This window comes from Bacillus sp. MRMR6, from assembly GCF_001940785.1.
Taxonomy (GTDB): domain Bacteria; phylum Bacillota; class Bacilli; order Bacillales; family Cytobacillaceae; genus Neobacillus.
On record NZ_MSLS01000005.1, the window covers coordinates 188,965 to 206,058 of the forward strand.

At 36.3% G+C, this 17,094-nt stretch carries 9 protein-coding genes; 1 reads left to right on the top strand and 8 read right to left on the bottom strand.

Going from position 1 to position 17,094, the window contains the following annotated elements:
* Positions 1–774: 774 nt before the first annotated feature.
* Complete coding sequence (locus tag BTR25_RS07985) at positions 775–5,592, top strand: AAA domain-containing protein (protein WP_075687534.1); 4,818 nt, start codon at positions 775–777, stop codon at positions 5,590–5,592.
* A 538-nt stretch (positions 5,593–6,130) separates the two neighbouring features.
* On the opposite strand, the gene BTR25_RS07990 is transcribed toward BTR25_RS07985, so the two are convergent.
* From BTR25_RS07990 to BTR25_RS08025, 8 genes are all read right to left on the bottom strand, one after another.
* On the bottom strand, positions 6,131–6,445 hold the full coding sequence (locus BTR25_RS07990) for an Ada metal-binding domain-containing protein (RefSeq protein WP_075687535.1): 315 nt from the start codon (positions 6,443–6,445) through the stop codon (positions 6,131–6,133).
* Between the two features lie 214 nt (positions 6,446–6,659).
* A complete protein-coding gene (locus BTR25_RS07995) occupies positions 6,660–7,862 on the bottom strand; it encodes an McrC family protein (protein ID WP_075687536.1) in 1,203 nt (400 codons plus the stop codon).
* Positions 7,855–10,431 (bottom strand): McrB family protein, encoded by a 2,577-nt coding sequence (locus BTR25_RS08000; protein WP_075687537.1) that lies wholly within the window; start codon positions 10,429–10,431, stop codon positions 7,855–7,857. Before BTR25_RS08000 ends, BTR25_RS07995 begins: the two co-directional genes overlap by 8 nt.
* 290 nt (positions 10,432–10,721) lie before the next feature.
* Positions 10,722–11,903, bottom strand: a complete 1,182-nt coding sequence (locus BTR25_RS08005; protein WP_075687538.1) for a methyltransferase domain-containing protein — start codon at positions 11,901–11,903, stop codon at positions 10,722–10,724.
* 39 nt (positions 11,904–11,942) lie between these two features.
* On the bottom strand, positions 11,943–13,433 hold the full coding sequence (locus BTR25_RS08010; RefSeq protein ID WP_075687539.1) for a hypothetical protein: 1,491 nt from the start codon (positions 13,431–13,433) through the stop codon (positions 11,943–11,945).
* 85 nt (positions 13,434–13,518) lie between these two features.
* Positions 13,519–14,199 (bottom strand): hypothetical protein, encoded by a 681-nt coding sequence (locus BTR25_RS08015; RefSeq protein WP_075687540.1) that lies wholly within the window; start codon positions 14,197–14,199, stop codon positions 13,519–13,521.
* A gap of 126 nt (positions 14,200–14,325) precedes the next feature.
* Positions 14,326–16,755: a DEAD/DEAH box helicase family protein gene (locus BTR25_RS08020; RefSeq protein WP_075687541.1), complete on the bottom strand. Its 2,430-nt coding sequence runs from the start codon at positions 16,753–16,755 to the stop codon at positions 14,326–14,328.
* On the bottom strand, positions 16,748–17,074 hold the full coding sequence (locus tag BTR25_RS08025) for a nucleoside triphosphate pyrophosphohydrolase (protein WP_075687542.1): 327 nt from the start codon (positions 17,072–17,074) through the stop codon (positions 16,748–16,750). The genes BTR25_RS08020 and BTR25_RS08025 overlap by 8 nt, the downstream gene beginning before the upstream one ends.
* Positions 17,075–17,094: the final 20 nt, after the last annotated feature.

Genomic DNA, 17,094 nt, shown 5'->3' on the forward strand with positions numbered 1-17,094 from the left:
CTAAATAATTTCTTCATCATCTTTATAAATCTGAAAACTTATTACTATGTAGGTCTTTATGTCCCCCAATCCAATCCTTTAATAAGAATTATATCCTAGTAGTTGTCGACCAACTTTTAAAGCTCGTATCGCAGCACCACAATCAAAACGCCAATAAATTTTGCTTTTGCGATTACCTGCCAACAAACCTGAAGTTTCACTCACATATGGAAGATTACCTGCTCCCAAAGTGTATAGGTTTTGGGTTTATCTTCTGAACTCTTATTGATCATTCCCACCATATTCATCCGATCAGAATTTKAATGCTTAGCAAGGAAGGGCTTACTCACAAGTGACATGGTCGAACATTTGCTAGATTCAAAATACTCCGGCAGACCTTTGATGGGAACTACCCAATCCTCAAAAAACTGAGGTGAACAATCACTCATTGACGAACAATGATCAATGGATATCCGCGATATTGGAGTAAAGTTTTTAAGATTAATGGGGTGAAATACTTTATTTGCAATGATTGGTATGAGAGAAACAGGACTAAATTTGTTAGTTGGGTGGGAAAAATAAATTAACATTTGAGAAGTATATTATGAAAGAAAATACGGGATATTTAAAAACTAAACAAATGCCAGGCATCGACCAAAACATGGATGGTGCCTGACACTTTGTTCTGTATAAGATTTCCAACACTCCTTCTAAAGTCCTAGCCTAAAGTGATATAATGAATTGTCGTAACATAAAATAAACAGCAATGATTTTTTTGTTGGGAGATGAATTTATTTGGACTCTGCAACTTTAAATAAGGATCGGACAGTTAGGCTCTTTCATTATTTAAAAGAGCTTTCGTTATTGAAGGCACCTTTAATACTTGATTTACAGCAATTTGAAAATATCTTTTGGATTGGAGATATCCCTGATGAACCTGAGTGTTTATCACCCATTAATGACGAAGGAGTGAAGGAAACATGGCTGGAAGTAAAAAAGCCAACCCTACCTGTGTTTCCAAAACCTCCTGCACCCATTTCACAATGGCTTGAGACCACGAAAAAAATTGACAATACAAAAATAGAACCAAAACTTAAAGAAGTAATACCTAATTCTAATTATCAAGAAGATGGATTAGATGAGGTAAAGCTTCTATCCCTTAAAGATTACCCTGATATTACTAGTAGCTTTGACTATTACATAAGTAGCAAATGGAAGCCTTGGCAAAGTGAAGCTCTTCGCGCTGAAAGAATACAAGAAATCTACGAGAAGCTATTCACCATTTACCAAAAACAAAAGAAGCTTGGCGAACAATTCGAATTAGTTATTGGAATAGGACTATTGAATTGGGAGACAGCAAACTCACATAAAGTGCATCGCCATTTGTTAACAGTAACATGTTCTTTTGAATTTGATTCCAATAATGGTGTGATCCGAGTTATACCATCTGCAGAGGGTATTAAGCCGGAAATCGAACAAGATATGCTGGAACTAGAAGATCGGCTAGACAATAAAGCGATGGAACCTATATTAGAAAAAATGAGTTCACTTCATGAAAATGTATGGAACAAAGAATTATTGGACACTATTTTGCGTTCCTTTGTTCAGTCGCTATCTGCAAATGGTCAATATGCAGAGGATGTTAGACACAGTATTCTAAATGCATCAAAAGACCCCGCTGTTTCATTTAGTCCCGCTCTTATTTTAAGAAAGAGAAATGAAAAAGGGTTCCAACTGGCCTGTAACACGATAATCGAAAATACTAGTAATGAGACAATGGATATTCCACTTGGAATTATTCGTATTTTTAACGAAATTGATGATTACAAGGAAAGTGGAACCAGTTCTACAAGTCCAAATTTCGATGTAAAAGATTCTGAAATCTATTTCCCTCTTGAAGCGAATGATGAGCAGCAAAGAATTATTACAAACTTAGAAACTCGAAATGGGGTACTCGTCCAGGGTCCGCCTGGTACGGGTAAGAGCCATACCATTGCCAACTTAACTTCCCATCTATTAGCTACAGGAAAGCGTGTACTAATTACTAGTCAGACACCCCGAGCATTAAAGGTATTAAAGAATAAAATTCCTACTGAATTACAGGCTTTATGTGTAAGTTTACTTGGAGCTGATTCAAAATCTTATAAGGATCTAGAAAGCGTAGTTCAAGTTATTTCTAATAAAAGAGATTCCTGGAATCCTGATATCACGATCAAAAAAGTCAATGATCTTACAGCTGACTTAACAAAAAGGAAAGAAAAAGACGCATTACTTAAGCAGCAGCTTAGGACGATTCGAGAAAAAGAAACGTATGAACATAATTTTCTCAATGGAAATTATAAAGGGACAGCTCAAACCATTGCAAAAAAGCTGGAAAAAGAAAAGACAGAGTACAATTGGGTAACGGATCGAATTGAAATGGACACTCCCCTTCCCTTAACAAATGCTGAAGCTGTGGAGCTTGCAACATTATTAGGAGAATTAGATAAGGATATACAAGATCAAATTCAATTATCTATACCTCCTTCTGATCTACTACTTGAAGCTAGTGTCTTTAAACACCTTTTAGAAAAAGAACGTACTAAAAATGAACAATTACAACAGTTTGATCAGAATATTAATTTGGGACTAGATCTTTACTTACAAATCCCTGCTGCTAAGCGTCTCAATTTACAAAACCACTTATTGGATATCCGTCAAACCATTTTAACCATTGAAAGCGTTAATGAAAAGTGGGTAAACCAAGCAAAACAAGACTTGTTCAGTGGTAAATTTCGCCCTTGGGAAGAATTTTATCAGCAGAGCATGAGTTATATTGACTCAATCCAAGACCTTGCTAAAAAGCATAATCTTGTTGAAATTAGCGGCCAAGGCAGTGTTTCGTTAATACAATTGCAATCGGATGTAACCCTGTTAAAGCAGCACTTGGAAAGCGGAAATGGTTTAGGTGTCCCATTAATGCGTCCAAAAGTTGTGAAAGACACTTGGTATATCATTAAGGACGTTAGAATTGATGGCCGAAAATGTGATCAACTTGAGGCAATATCACTGTTAGAAGAAGCTGTAAGGGTTGATTCTACCATTAAAAAAGTGGAACAGATGATCTCTGAGCAACTCAATATACAACCTGAAGCTAAGTCTTCTCGATCGCTGAAAATTGCTCAATTGTTAGATATACTAGATTCATTCACCCTTCTTTTTACAATGGTAGGACAATATGAAAAAATTTCAGAAACAGAACAACTAAAAGCAGCAGTTTCCTTCCCTACATTTAGTACTGAAGATTTGGATGTATTAATTCGAAAGCTAGACTACCTATCATTAAAGGAAGATTTATTAGAAATTGAACATTCTTTCAAGAAGTTAATAAATACAATCGAAGGTTCAATTGATCTAAATTCTTCACATCCTATAGTACCTACTCTTATACAAGCCATTAAGACTAGGGATTTTAATGGATATGTTTCCTCTGTATCTGTTATCGTTAATTTAGATGAATACAGTCATAAATTTGAGCGGTGCGAAACATACATGCAAAAGCTGAAAAGAGTCTTGCCAAAGTTGTATGAGCAACTTATACACCAATTCGATTTTCAAATAATCTTGGAGAGATTTAAACACTTCGAAGAAGCCGTACATTGGGCCAAAGTTGATACTTGGTTTCAAGATTTTTCGAAAACAGACGAAGGCAAATTAAAAAATGAACTTGAAGAAAATAATAAATTAATGAAGCGGATTATTACAGAACTTGGTGCATTAAAAGCTTGGTATTCAACTTTGTCAACTATGTCAGAAGGTCAGCGGCAGCACCTGCTCGCCTGGACGACTTCAATGAGAAAAGTAGGTAAAGGTACTGGAAAGAACGCTCCCATTCACTTACGAGATGCCCAATATCATATGTCATATTGCCGTGATGCGATCCCGGCTTGGATTATGCCGTTGTATCGGATCTTTGAAACATTCGAAATTAAGCCCAACCTATTCGATGTAGTCATAATCGATGAGGCTAGTCAATCTGGACCTGAAGCCGTTATTCTCCAGTATATTGCTAAAAAACTTATTGTTGTTGGTGATGATAAACAGATTAGTCCTGAATATGTAGGAATAAAAAGAGAAGAAATTCAATTTTTAAGAAGGCAATTTTTATATGACTTTAAGCTTGCAGATTTATTAGACATAGAAAACTCGTTCTTCGATTTGGCGAATGTGTTATTTGGCGGTCGAATCACACTGCGTGAACATTTTCGCTGCATGCCCGAGATCATACAGTTTTCTAACCGAATTAGCTATACACACACGCCATTAATTCCATTAAGGGAATATCCACCCAATCGACTCGATCCTATTAAGACTAGGCATATCCCTTCCGGCTATCGGGAAGGTTCTGGTCAAAAGGTTTTTAACAGGCTTGAGGCAGATGCGGTTGTAGCAGAAATTAAAGCTTGTATTGAGAATCCACTTTATAAGGGAAAAACGATGGGTGTAATTAGCCTTCAAAATGAAGGGCAAGCACAGCTAATCGAGCACAAACTTTTACAAGTTATCGGTCCTGAAGAAATGGAAAAACGAAATCTTATTTGTGGCGACGCCTACGCATTTCAAGGTGATGAAAGAGATATTATGTTTTTAAGCATGGTTGCAGCTCCCGGAGAAACAGCACTGAGAGCTCTTACTACTGAGAAAGACAAGCGCCGCTATAATGTAGCCGTTAGCCGAGCGAAAGACCAACTATGGCTGTTCCATACTCCTACCGTTAATGATCTTAGAAATAAGGAAGACATGCGCTATCAGCTGATTTCTTATTGCGAGAACCCTGAGAAGGAAATCCACTCAACGAATCGTGACAAATGTGAAAGCGACTTTGAGCGTAGTGTATATGATCAAATTGCTTCAAGAGGATATCGAATTATTCCTCAATTTGAAGTAGCAGGTTATCGAATAGATTTAGTTGTTGAAGGAGAAAAAGGGCGAATTGCCGTGGAATGTGATGGCGATCAATGGCATGGTCCTGACCGATATGACTATGATATGAATCGCCAGCGGATTTTAGAGAGGTGTGGGTGGAGATTTTGGAGAGTTCGGGGCAGCGATTATTATTACAACCCAGAAAAAGCACTTGAATCTCTATGGGCTACACTTCAACACTATCAAATTGAACCAGTTGGAACAATTGATCAAAAGAAAAGGTCTAAAACGATGACTATTTCACTAACAAGAAAAATAGAATCCCGTGATCATGCTGGATTAAAAGCTAATCCTGTCCTGGATTCAAAGGAATCAGATCGACCTAACACTTCTACTACAAGTGTTGAAAATTTAATTCAATCTAAAACATTGATTAAAGAGAAAAATCCCGTGACAGAAATGAAGATGGAGTTAGAACAGAAACAAGTAAACATTTTTGAATCAGGACTGAAAAAATATTTGGAGAACTTTGGATACGAAGTGATTGATTTGCGTGATAAAGGAGGCGCCTTTTGGCTATTAGGAGATCATGAATTAACTGAACTAATTTCCAAACTAAAAGAGCAAAAAATATATTTCTCATTCGCACCAAACGGCAGTAAATCAACCAACCGCAGACCGGGATGGTATACTACTTACCATGGATAATAGTAGGACACCATTCAGGTGAGCCGCGAAAGTAGAGATTTATACTATAAGTTAATTGGCAGGTATAGATACGGTATTATCCCGGACTTAAACCTGTCAATTTTTTCTTTAATCATTTATCATATTAGTTTTATTTTTATTGAATTAATCGTTCATCAGGAAGTAATAAAAACTTTATTATTTGTACTCCTAAAAGCCCTATAATGGTATACAGGGCTAAGTATTTTTTATTTGATGATAATTTCTACTTGTGTACACGTGCTTAAGTGTTGTTACATTACTTCGAGATGTATTGAGTTTAAGGTTGATACAACCTCATCTAATTTATCACAGACATCYGTAATAGAATTATATAAGCCAGCACCTTTTATTTCTTCAACACTTTCATTAATTTGATCTAACTTGTCATGAATATCAGAGATGGAATTATAAAGTCCAGTTCCTTTAATATCATCAAGATTATTATTTTATAACCGTTTAATATTGAAGTAGGTAATTACTGAAAATAAATTAAAATTACTCGCATTGTCTAGTGTACCTACAGATTTTTGTTCAGAGACTTGCTTTTTTGATTTTTCCATATTGTATACTGCTCACGCATGCATGTTCCACAAGGTCTATAACCAGCCGAAATAGCAATCTCCTCATCGGCAAAGAATACTCGATATTCTTCATACCCACCAATTTTTAAAGCACGGTTTGCAGCACCACAATCAAAACTCCCATAAATTTTGCTTTTGCGATTTCCTCCCAATAAACCTGGAATCTCACTCACATATGGAAGATTATCTACTCCCAAAAGTGTATAGGTTTTGGGTATATCTTCTGAACTCTTATTGAAATTTCCCACCATATTCATCTCCTTAAATCTCTTTTTCTAATTTCCACCTTAGATTATCCATTTACGATAATTTCTTTTACAGGTCAAGATACTCAGCCTTTGAGATGGAGAAAAAGCTTAATCCTTGTTTTGGTATAAATCCAGGAATCTCTATCTCTTTTAGACCCCATCCCGTATCTTGCCTTAAAAGGGGAAGCAATAGGAAGGCAAAGAGGGAAGTTTGTTTTTATAGAATCTCCCTCAGTCCATCAACAGTCCTAAAAAAATCATCAATTCTGACAGTCTTCATTTCAATCGTTTTATTTGTATCTACAACTTCCCAAACTGGAAGTTCCTCTTCCCCCTCTTGTTTTGGATATAGTAGAATACACCGATCCACTTCCTTATATGCTGTGACATAGGCATACATTTGATAAACATCGCTTTGATTATAATGACTTCTTCCGTTATATGTAGCACTCTTCCATTTGGTATCAATAATCACTTTATTATTAATAACAAAATCCGGCTTTAATAAGATATTGCCAAACCCGCTCTTTTTATTTCGTACCAGTCTTTTTTCCGCATGCTGACTTATAACTTCCCTATTGCCCACAGCCTCTCTAAGTGCTGCTTCTATATATTTTTCAAACAGTAAATTCATTGGAAATAAAAACGAAAATGAAGATGACTGTTGTCCTTTACTATAAAAAGAGGCTCGTTCTATGATTAATTTCGCAAATAACGCCGCATCATGGAATCGTTGGTTTTGTCGATTCCATGCAATATTGCCTAGTTTCGATGAAGACAAATTGAGTAAATCTACATTTTCTAAATAGTTTAAACAACGGTCTATATGCAGATGAAAAGAATGTAATTGCGTCTGTCGTTTTACTATGAGTAACGCTGTTTTAAACAATTTATTTAAGTCATTATTCTCTGTATGTTCATCGAAGCTACAATAGGCTCTTGCCTTTTGAAAAGGATTTGTACGAATGTGAGTACTAATCTCAAGTTTTCCTTTCAAAGTGTACAAGTTTTCCTCTTGGCGTTCATATGTTTTGTATGAACCTTTCTTTAATTCACTTAAAATTTTTACAAGAAAGGCTCTAAGTACTGCCGTCAGTAATTCACTATTTTCCTCACCATTATAGATTACTTCATAGAATGAAATAGGCAGAAATCCAGTAATAGATAACATGGATAACAGAGCCTTACGGTCATCATTTACAGAAAGACTAATTTTGGGGAGGATCTCATATCGAACATCAGAGCACTGTATTACCCCTACATAATTAATAAACCTTAACCGTTGAAACTTTATGTCCAATACGTTATCATTAGGATATTTTTCATCAATGTATCTGACCAGTTCATTAAATTGTGCAGGAGTAATTTGCTTTTCTGTAATCCAATCAAATGACTCACGTACGATGATCGTCTTATTCATAGATTGCGATTAGCTCCTGTGAAGTTAGTTTTCGTTTAACACGGTATATTGATCGATTCTGTAGGTATGAGATAGCAGATCTATTTTTAAATAACTCATTAACATTAATTACTTCCTTATAAACGATGTATGAATCCTCTTTGGATGTACCAATACCGCCCAAAACAAGACCAATTTTTTCCCAGTCATCGTAAAAATACTCTTGTAAGAGTGGGATGATTTTTGATTCTACAATAGTAATAATTTCTTCATCTGTTTTTGCATTAATAAAATAGGCATGTCCGATCATATGATCACGATCATATAAAACTTCAATCCTCCGATTCATGATTGAAAGCATCGCTGCAACATCAATGTCACCTATCGAATCAAGATAGTCAGGGTTTGGCATCATCTCTTCAAACACAAATCGGCGACGCAATGCTGTATCTAATAAAGCAATGGATCTGTCTGCAGTATTCATGGTTCCAATTACATATAGGTTGGGGGGAAGAGTAAACTTTTCTTTAGAATATGGCAGGTCTACGATTAGTTCATTATCTTCAGTTAATCGTTTATCCTCTTCCAAAAGGGTAAGTAGCTCACCAAAAATTTTTGAGATATTTCCACGGTTCATTTCATCTATAACAAGTATATGCCTTTTTGCATTTGTAAAGTCAAAAGAATTCATTTCAGCCAATGCCTTTAATACAATTGCCTTTTTTTCATCACCTTCAATTACAATACTATCTTCTTCCACTTCTTGCTCCATTTTAGTTAAAATCCAATTTAATACAGCCCAATACCTGGTTTGATTTGAACCACCAATGGCATCATGAATAAAGCTAACATTATTTTTCCAATCAATACTATGTAATTGCATATAGCGGAATATTCGTAATAACCTTTCTTTTGAAACGATGGAATTGGTTTTCGCATCTTCACTGGTGATAACTAAGTTATCATTGGCTGAAATATGTGAAATAATAAGTTTCCCGCCAGTTTTGGATTCAAACTCAATGGCTTGCGTTATACCATTCACTACCAAGTAATTGTAAAATTGTTCAAACCTTACTTCTTCAGTAAAATCACTGGTATTCATTTGTATTCCTTCGTACATCGCTTCAATTGCGGCCCTTTTAAAAATTCCATCGGTAGGGACAAAATTTCCTTTCCCATCGGATTTCAATCCTTCGATAAAATCCTCATAGGCGTATGATTGATGGAAGGTGATAAAATGAATTTTCTCTTCTTTGACTAACCGGGAAAACTCCTGTTGTAGTGCTTCACGTCCATTCACTTCCAGCTCTTCAAATGTTTTTTTATTCATGATTTTAAGAGCCTGCTCTACAACATGGTAAGTCTTACCTGTACCAGGAGGTCCATAAAGGACATAGTTCTTCGGAAGGTTATCCTCATGTATTTCTACTTCCATAGATTCATCTCGACCTCCATCCCCTTGCATAAACACCATGTTAATAGCACTTTTGTTTTTCACTTCATTAATTGTACTACGGTAACCACCATAACCTATATACTCGTTTTCTTCTGTATTCAGCCATTCAACTGGTAATAGGTGTCCATATTGATCAGAATATTTATATCCATCAAATGCATCCGCCTTCAATTTTCCAATTGCAGTAATCCTAAGGACAGATTTTGTGTTGCCATCTATTTTTCGAGTAAAGCTAGATTTTAATGCAGCAAAATCCCCTTCTTTTAAAGAAAAGAATTGTTTTAGTGCCTTTTGTCCTCCTGGACTTTTTTCTTTTTCCTCTATGACTTCATCAATATTTTCTTCTCCTAGATATGGAGATAAATCCTCGCTAAGAAATCCAACAGCTATATAATTGTTTTGAATTAAGTATTCTTGAATAGACCGTTCTCCATATGTATGTCCAATGAGCCAGTRTCGCACATTATCGTCCAACGACTTGTCTCTTTCAGAAAATGTATCCCATATGAAGAAAGCAATTCCTTGATTAGACCAATTTGTAAAGGGCTCTTTTCTTCTAAGGCGAATAAGCACTTCATAATTTAACTCTATGGAATTCTGTGGTATTAGCAATTCACTTGATATTTCTAATTCTTTACCAAGCTCAAGCAAAATTGGTGGAGAATAAACATTAAAAAACTTTTCTGGAACATAAATGTTCAATATCTTTAATAAAACCATATTAAATAGGGGTAGTTCTACTGATTTTATCTCTGAAATTCTATCTTCTTTTGCAAGGGTTATTGCCTTTCCTATGCCTTCTTTTAATAACCTAAATTCTTCTTGGAGTTTTTCCCCTTCTAGAACTGTTTTGTGTTTTCCATAGCCCTTGCAATACTCCCCATTTTGAGCGCGATATATGCCAAACTTAGCAGAATTACCTCCACCTATCCCTGCTAATATATGCTTTCGCTCTAGCCAATAGATAAAACTATCCTTTGTTTTAGTATCAGCGTATTCTTCAACTGTCAACTTAGACAGCGACTCTAGCGGAAACCTCTCAATAAATGAAAGCCTTCCATTTTCTTTATCTTCAACCATATTACGATCAACACTGTATTGTAAGCCCTTATCCAGTAATGTTTGGAGTTTCATTTATTGTTTCCTCCGTATAAATCATTTGCTTTTATTATAGAATTTATTGGAAATTTATGAAAGGATTAAAGGAATACCTTATTTTAGATTCTGCAAGTCGGTAATACACCGCATTATATGTCTCAAGAGATATTAATCTTGTTTATAGGTGAATTCAAACTAAAAAATCATCTTGTATAAATTGGTAAGTGGCATAAAGTAAAGATCCCCAGTCCGTTTATTTGGAGGGGATCCTATATATATTTCAAATAAATATTAAAGACAGTAGTTACTAGTTTATGTTGCACATGTTACACTGGCCGCTCTTCCAGACTGTCGTACGGTGTAACCGACCCTAGATGGCTGAACTGTCCTAATGCCTCTTCCCGTAACAGTTCTGCATCCTTATATGTCCCGGCAGCAAGAATGTTTAAATGACGATGCCCCATGTTACCGTAACTATAAACAAGTAGCAGTTCTTCGGTCTCCCAAATTTCAAATCGGAACACATACCAGTGGTCCTCCATTTTTAAATGTATACCAGAATGGAACGATTTCTTACCCAGTCGTTGGTAGGCAAATTCAGCCTGTGCACCGCTGTAGGAGGTTCCAACCTCCAACGTGATTGGATTGCCCTTTGTATAAAGGAGTTCCATTCCTTCCCAGGTTGTCATCCCTAAGTCCCGTTTGGTGGTTAAGATAGCAGGAGACCGCTTGTGTGAACCTAATTCATGATAGGTGATCACATTGCTCTCTTCCCATTGCACATGCAGATTCGCTTCTTTCAGCACATTTGCCCACTTCCCCACATCAGCAGGATTTTCTAATCTTTCACAAGAGAGATATGTTCCATCCTCAGTTAATAAGGTATGCAATGGCTTTACATAACTACTATCACCAAATATCGGATATTTTTCCAAATAGACTGGGAGTGACCAATATTGAGGAATAGGTAAAGGCCCCATGATTTCATGAAAGCACCGGACAGAAATGATGAGATCAAAATCATTCTCTGAAAAGTGCCCGGTTATTTCTTTAAAATCCATTTGATAAAAGGTCACATTATGTAAATTTAGCTGATTGGATAATTCTTTTGCGCGTTGAATTACGGTTCTGCCCTGATCGATTCCGATTATTTCAGCCTCTGGAAAAAGAGTCGCATACCAGCATGACAACAGACCGTTGTCACATCCGATTTCCAAAATTCGCTGTGGGCGGAGTTGTTTTTGATTGTTTACCCATTTGAGGAACGCTTTATGGAAGGAAAACGTCCACGATTCCACCGCTAAACTGAACAGTAAAGTGTCGTTCTTCACATCATATAGATTCCCTTTTCTTTCACGGCTGATGAGAGGTTCCAGTTCCTTTGCTAATACAGGGTCAATCTCTGTGACGTGCTTCCAGAAGCCGTGCTCACTTTTGAACTCTTTTATTCCCAAGTTTTTGAAAAAGGCTGTTAAGCTCGGTTTCTTCCTTTTTGTCTCTTTTGTCATGTTGTACGCTCCAATTTAATCTAAAGAATTTTGTGCGAACTAATCTTTTGAAATGACATTTTCTTTCTTCATTAAAAATTCGTTTGCTTTCTGTAATAGCAAGGGAACATTGATGTTTTTTTCAAATAATATAACTTTATCGTTAGCCAAAGCGGTTGCCTTCGTCAGCCACATAGTCTCATGACTACAGTAGGTTGTAATAAGAATGATTATATCTGCCTGCTGAATGGTTTGATGATAGGTGGGATCGAGCTTCCTACCGTCATGTGCGAGAATAGTAATGGAATCAATTTTACTTTGATGTTCTTTTGTTCGAACTCCCCCGATGAGGGCAACAGTCTTGTCTTGAAGCATGGATAGTGAGTTTGGATTAAAGTCTGTTTCCGGTTTATCCTCAATCACTTGGACTTCTTCCTCTATTGCATCATGGACCTCTTCTTTCTCAACGATACTGTATAAACGATCGAGCTCTTCTTTTAACTCATTAATAAATCCTTTTAATTCTTTTATTTTTTGGATATCTTCTAAGCTTCTCTCAGATCTTTCAGTGATTTGCTTGTTTCTTTCAATTTGATCATAAGCGGTACCTAACTTACTTTCTAATTCTTTTAGACGTGCCTTTAATTGTTCATTTTCCTGTTCAAACTTGGTCGCTGTGCTGCTCCAATACTCCTGTTCGCTCATCATGGATAAAACAACAGGAATATGAGGAAGAGTGCCAGCCAACTTATCAAAAGGTTTCGCGTTAGTTTCTTGCAACTGACGAAGGGCTCGATATCGGTGTATCTCTAATTCCAGTGGAAGAGGTGCATAGGCAAGCGCAATAAATAAACGATGAAAACCATACTCACTAATGAAACTATTTGTCACCCAACCACTAACAGGGTTCCTTCTAAACAGCTCTAATAAAAACTCCTGGCATACCTGTTGTAGAAATTGAACCTTTTCATCCTGTTCCAGAATAAAGTTCTTTACATATTTTCTTAATAAACTTGCATTACTTGGTAAGATGGCATCGGGTTTCATCCTTTCAAGTGCAGCCTTTATTTCATCATTTTTTAACTCTTTAATAATACTGTCATAATACTCAAGACAAATATCAATAAAAGTGTTGAAAAACTCTTGATTTTCGATGAGATTATTTAACATCGAATCGGTTGGATCATTAGAAGGAAAAACTTCTTGTTTCTTACCGATATTTTTTAAAGGATCATTTAATATCACTTCTTGTGTATCCATATTTCGAACCTGCATAAACTTAGGAAAATATCGTGTTTCACAAATTTCACAATCTATATAATCAAAAGAGTTTACTTGATACAGGTTTTCAATAAAAAGAACAATAGGAACATTTTCTGCATCAGCAATTAATTGTGCATTTCCTTTTTTGCATGAGGGACAGGTTCCAAATGAGTAAAGACCATAATCTCCAATAATATTATTTTTAATGTACCGCTTTGCCACTTTTGATACTGAAGGCGCTGCTTCCTGCTGCTTGTGATTGCTTTTCTTCTTTTTGTTTTTTGACATCTGAAATACTCCATTTCTTCCAAAACTTTTCTAACATTATTCATAAACTTTTGAAAATTAATTTCTATGTGAGTTACAATCCTTCTTAAAAGGTAACATTCAATCTGTTGGTTAATATGTCAGTAAATTTCCTATTCAAAAACTCATTATGAAAAATATCATCATCAGCCACCTTTAGAAATTCTTCTTTAGTCAATCCAATATCATCTACTAATGACTCAATTCCTAAATCTTCTTCATATGTGGCAACGATGAAATTTGCTGCTTCTTTCGGTGATCCGAATACATTAAAAGTTAGAGAAACACCACTCAATTCGTTCCAACTCTCGTTAAACCGAATGGTCCATTCCTTTAACTTCTCCAGGCATACATTGTTACTATTGTCCCAGATGTTATCCAAGTCGTAGAAATACGATTCCATTTTTGAGAGCAAATCGATCTTATCAGGATATTCTTCTTTGTATTCTGCCAATATCAGACCTAAATCCTCTTGAAAATAATATCTGCTATTCAGATCCTGTTTAATTAAACCAATATAAGCTGTAGGTAAATAAATAAACTTAATAAAACCGAGGACACTTTGTGAATTTGGATAAACTGCCCAAGCAACTTCATCTTGATTGCTATAAGAATTTAATATTACTGGACTGATGATAACTGAATCTTGATGAATCGGTTGATTTTCAAATAATCCACTCCAAAAACGCTCATTCTGACTAATTTTTGACTTCCAATATTCCGAGATCGAGTATTTACTTTGTTTCATAATTCCTCCCAAATAAAATGTTATTATGATCTTAATATGATGCTTATTATTCCCCAAATGGTGAACATACTCTGAATATCTATAGTTATGATACATTCTTGCGGATAGTAAAAACCATTATCCGTATTAATGGATAATGGTTTGTTTGCCCTTCCTCTCAAAATGATAATGAAGGCGATATTCACATATTTCTTTTGTCCAATGATAAAGAATTTCTTCATCTTCCCCAACAACATCAAAGTTTAATCGAAACACATCATTTTCATAGGAGATTAACCCTTTTGAGCTGCCACTCCACTTCGTCATTGGCATATTGACAATCAGTTTGCTAACTCCCTTTTCATCATAATCCCACAATTTCTTGGCACCTTTATCAGAGAAATCAATCCGTTTTCTATGTTCTTTTTCCATTAGGTAGTGATGGAAAAATGGTGCTGTTTCCTTTGATGTGATCGGTTCATACCATTTTGCCTTTCCACGCTTTAGCATAACAAGCAGTACAACCATTTTATAACTCTTTGTCATGCCCGTTCTTTCAACCTCTGCAAACCAATTTCCGTATCGACTATAGACCTCAGCTTCTGTCTCTGATAACTCCTCGGCCCATTTTAAGAAACCAAAATAGGATTGGAATTCTTGTCTATATTGAGGTGAGTCTGAGGCTCCTTTTAGGTGCAATTCCAAATACGTAGGTCTTCTGCCTAGTTCACGTTTGAGTTCAAAATAATCATTATATAGCTTTTCTTTCCGAGGTTGCCGCTTACGCATCATTTCTTGTAAAAGGTTGATGACATTAATATCTAAATCTAGTTCACAGTACTGTGGCACCGATGGTAGATGGTTCCGCGGCTTCCCCTCACTTGGATTGGTATCAAATAAACTTAGCTTAATGTCAGCATTACGGTAGTTTCCGATTAAGTCGATAATCACACAGGCTTCTTTACCAGGGTGTAATCGAAGCCCCCTGCCGATTTGCTGTGTGAAAACTGTTAAGGATTCCGTCGGACGAACAAACAATAGTGTATCTATAGCCGGAATATCGACACCTTCGTTAAATAGGTCAACCGTAAAAATCACATCGATTTCACCCTTTTGCAGCTGTGCGATTGCCTGGCTTCTACTGACATCTACCTGCTGTGAGTGCAGACTGACCGTTTGATATCCATGCTGATTAAAGTAATGGGATAGGAAATTTGCCTGTCGGATCGATGAGCAAAAGGCTAATGTTCGGGTCTGTCTTTTCTCTTCCCAAGCACGAAGAATCTTAAGGGCCAAGCCGTCTCTTAATTGTGCCTGCAGCAATTCCTCTTCGTCATAGCGATTGCCTAACCAGGTAATCTGAGAATAATCCGTATCATCATAAACCCCAAAATATTTAAAAGGTGCCAGCCACTTCCGTTCAATGGCATCTAAGAAGTCAAGTCTGAAAGCAACGTTGCCATCACAAATGGCATACACATCTTTGTTGTCGTTCCGATCTGGTGTTGCTGTGATCCCTAGTAGAAACTTTGGTTTAAAATAATCTAATGACCTTTGGTAAGAGTCAGCAGCAGCATGATGGAATTCGTCAATGATAATAAGATCAAACTCATCCGGATGAAACTGTTCTAGATGGGTTTTCATACTTAAGGTGTAGATTGAAGCAAAGATGGCATCAGCGTTACTTTCCTTGTGTTTTCCATTATAAATACCATACTGTTTATCAGGCATAATTTTCTTAAATGACTCTTTTGCCTGATAGAGTATCTCTTCCCGGTGAGCAATAAAGAGAATCTTACTAAAATTCATAGAGAAAAAGCCCGCCAAATAGGTTTTACCTAACCCGGTAGCCATTACAACCAATGCCTTATTGTACTCTTCTTCTACGGTTTTGTTTAACTCCTCAAGGGCCTCAATTTGAGCAAATCTTGGTTGGATAATCCCATAGTCCACTGGTGGGTCAATGATTATCTCAGCTGGTTTAGGGTCTTCTTTTTTAGAAGGAAGCATCAATTCTAGTTCTTCTAGCTCGCTCCATTTTTTTGCGAAATTAGGATGATTCTGATGATACTTATCGTAATTCACCTTGTATTCTTCCAGTGTTTCTTTATTTAAGGGAACCGTTTGTTCAGCATAAAAGAGTTTCAAAAACTCGGCTTGTGCTTCGTCAAATACTTCTTTCACATCACTAACCGCTACATTCCATTCAACACCATGATATAAGGCTGATCTAGAGAGGTTAGACGATCCGATATACAGTACATCATGTTCTGTGGACTGGAATATATAAGCCTTTGGGTGAAAAGAAGTTCCATTGCTTTTCCAAATTCGTACTTCAATCTTATCATGAATAGCTAGTAACTCATCTAGAGCCTCAGGCTGCGTGATATACAAATAGTCACCAGTGCAAATCTTGATATCTGCCCCATTTAGAGCCGCTTGCTTTAAGGCTGTTTTCAGGTAACTTACCCCAGATTTCATGACAAAAGAAGACAGAATACAGACAGTTACTGCCCCTTCTATCTTCACTATTAAATGTCCGCCTAACTCTTTGGTAATTAACTGAACCTTATTCATCCTCAACCTCAATTAAGAAGATTTTGTCCTTAAAGCCACCACGCTTTTCTACTTTTTGTTGGCGAACTTTTTCGACTTCTTCGATAGAGGAACCATGGTACTCGGCCAGTTCGTGGATTATTTCTAACAGGTCGGCCAGTTCTTCAATGGCATCTTTATCATTGTTTGTATTTATGTACTCATTAAGTTCTTCAAAGCTTTTGTTTTTTAGTTCTTTTATGTATTCTTCATTCTCTAGTAGTCGTGTTGAAAATTTCTTACCTGTGTTTTCAATAACTTCTGGAATTCTGTCTCGAACAAGTTTGTTATATACTGGCATAAAATTACAGCTCCTTTTTT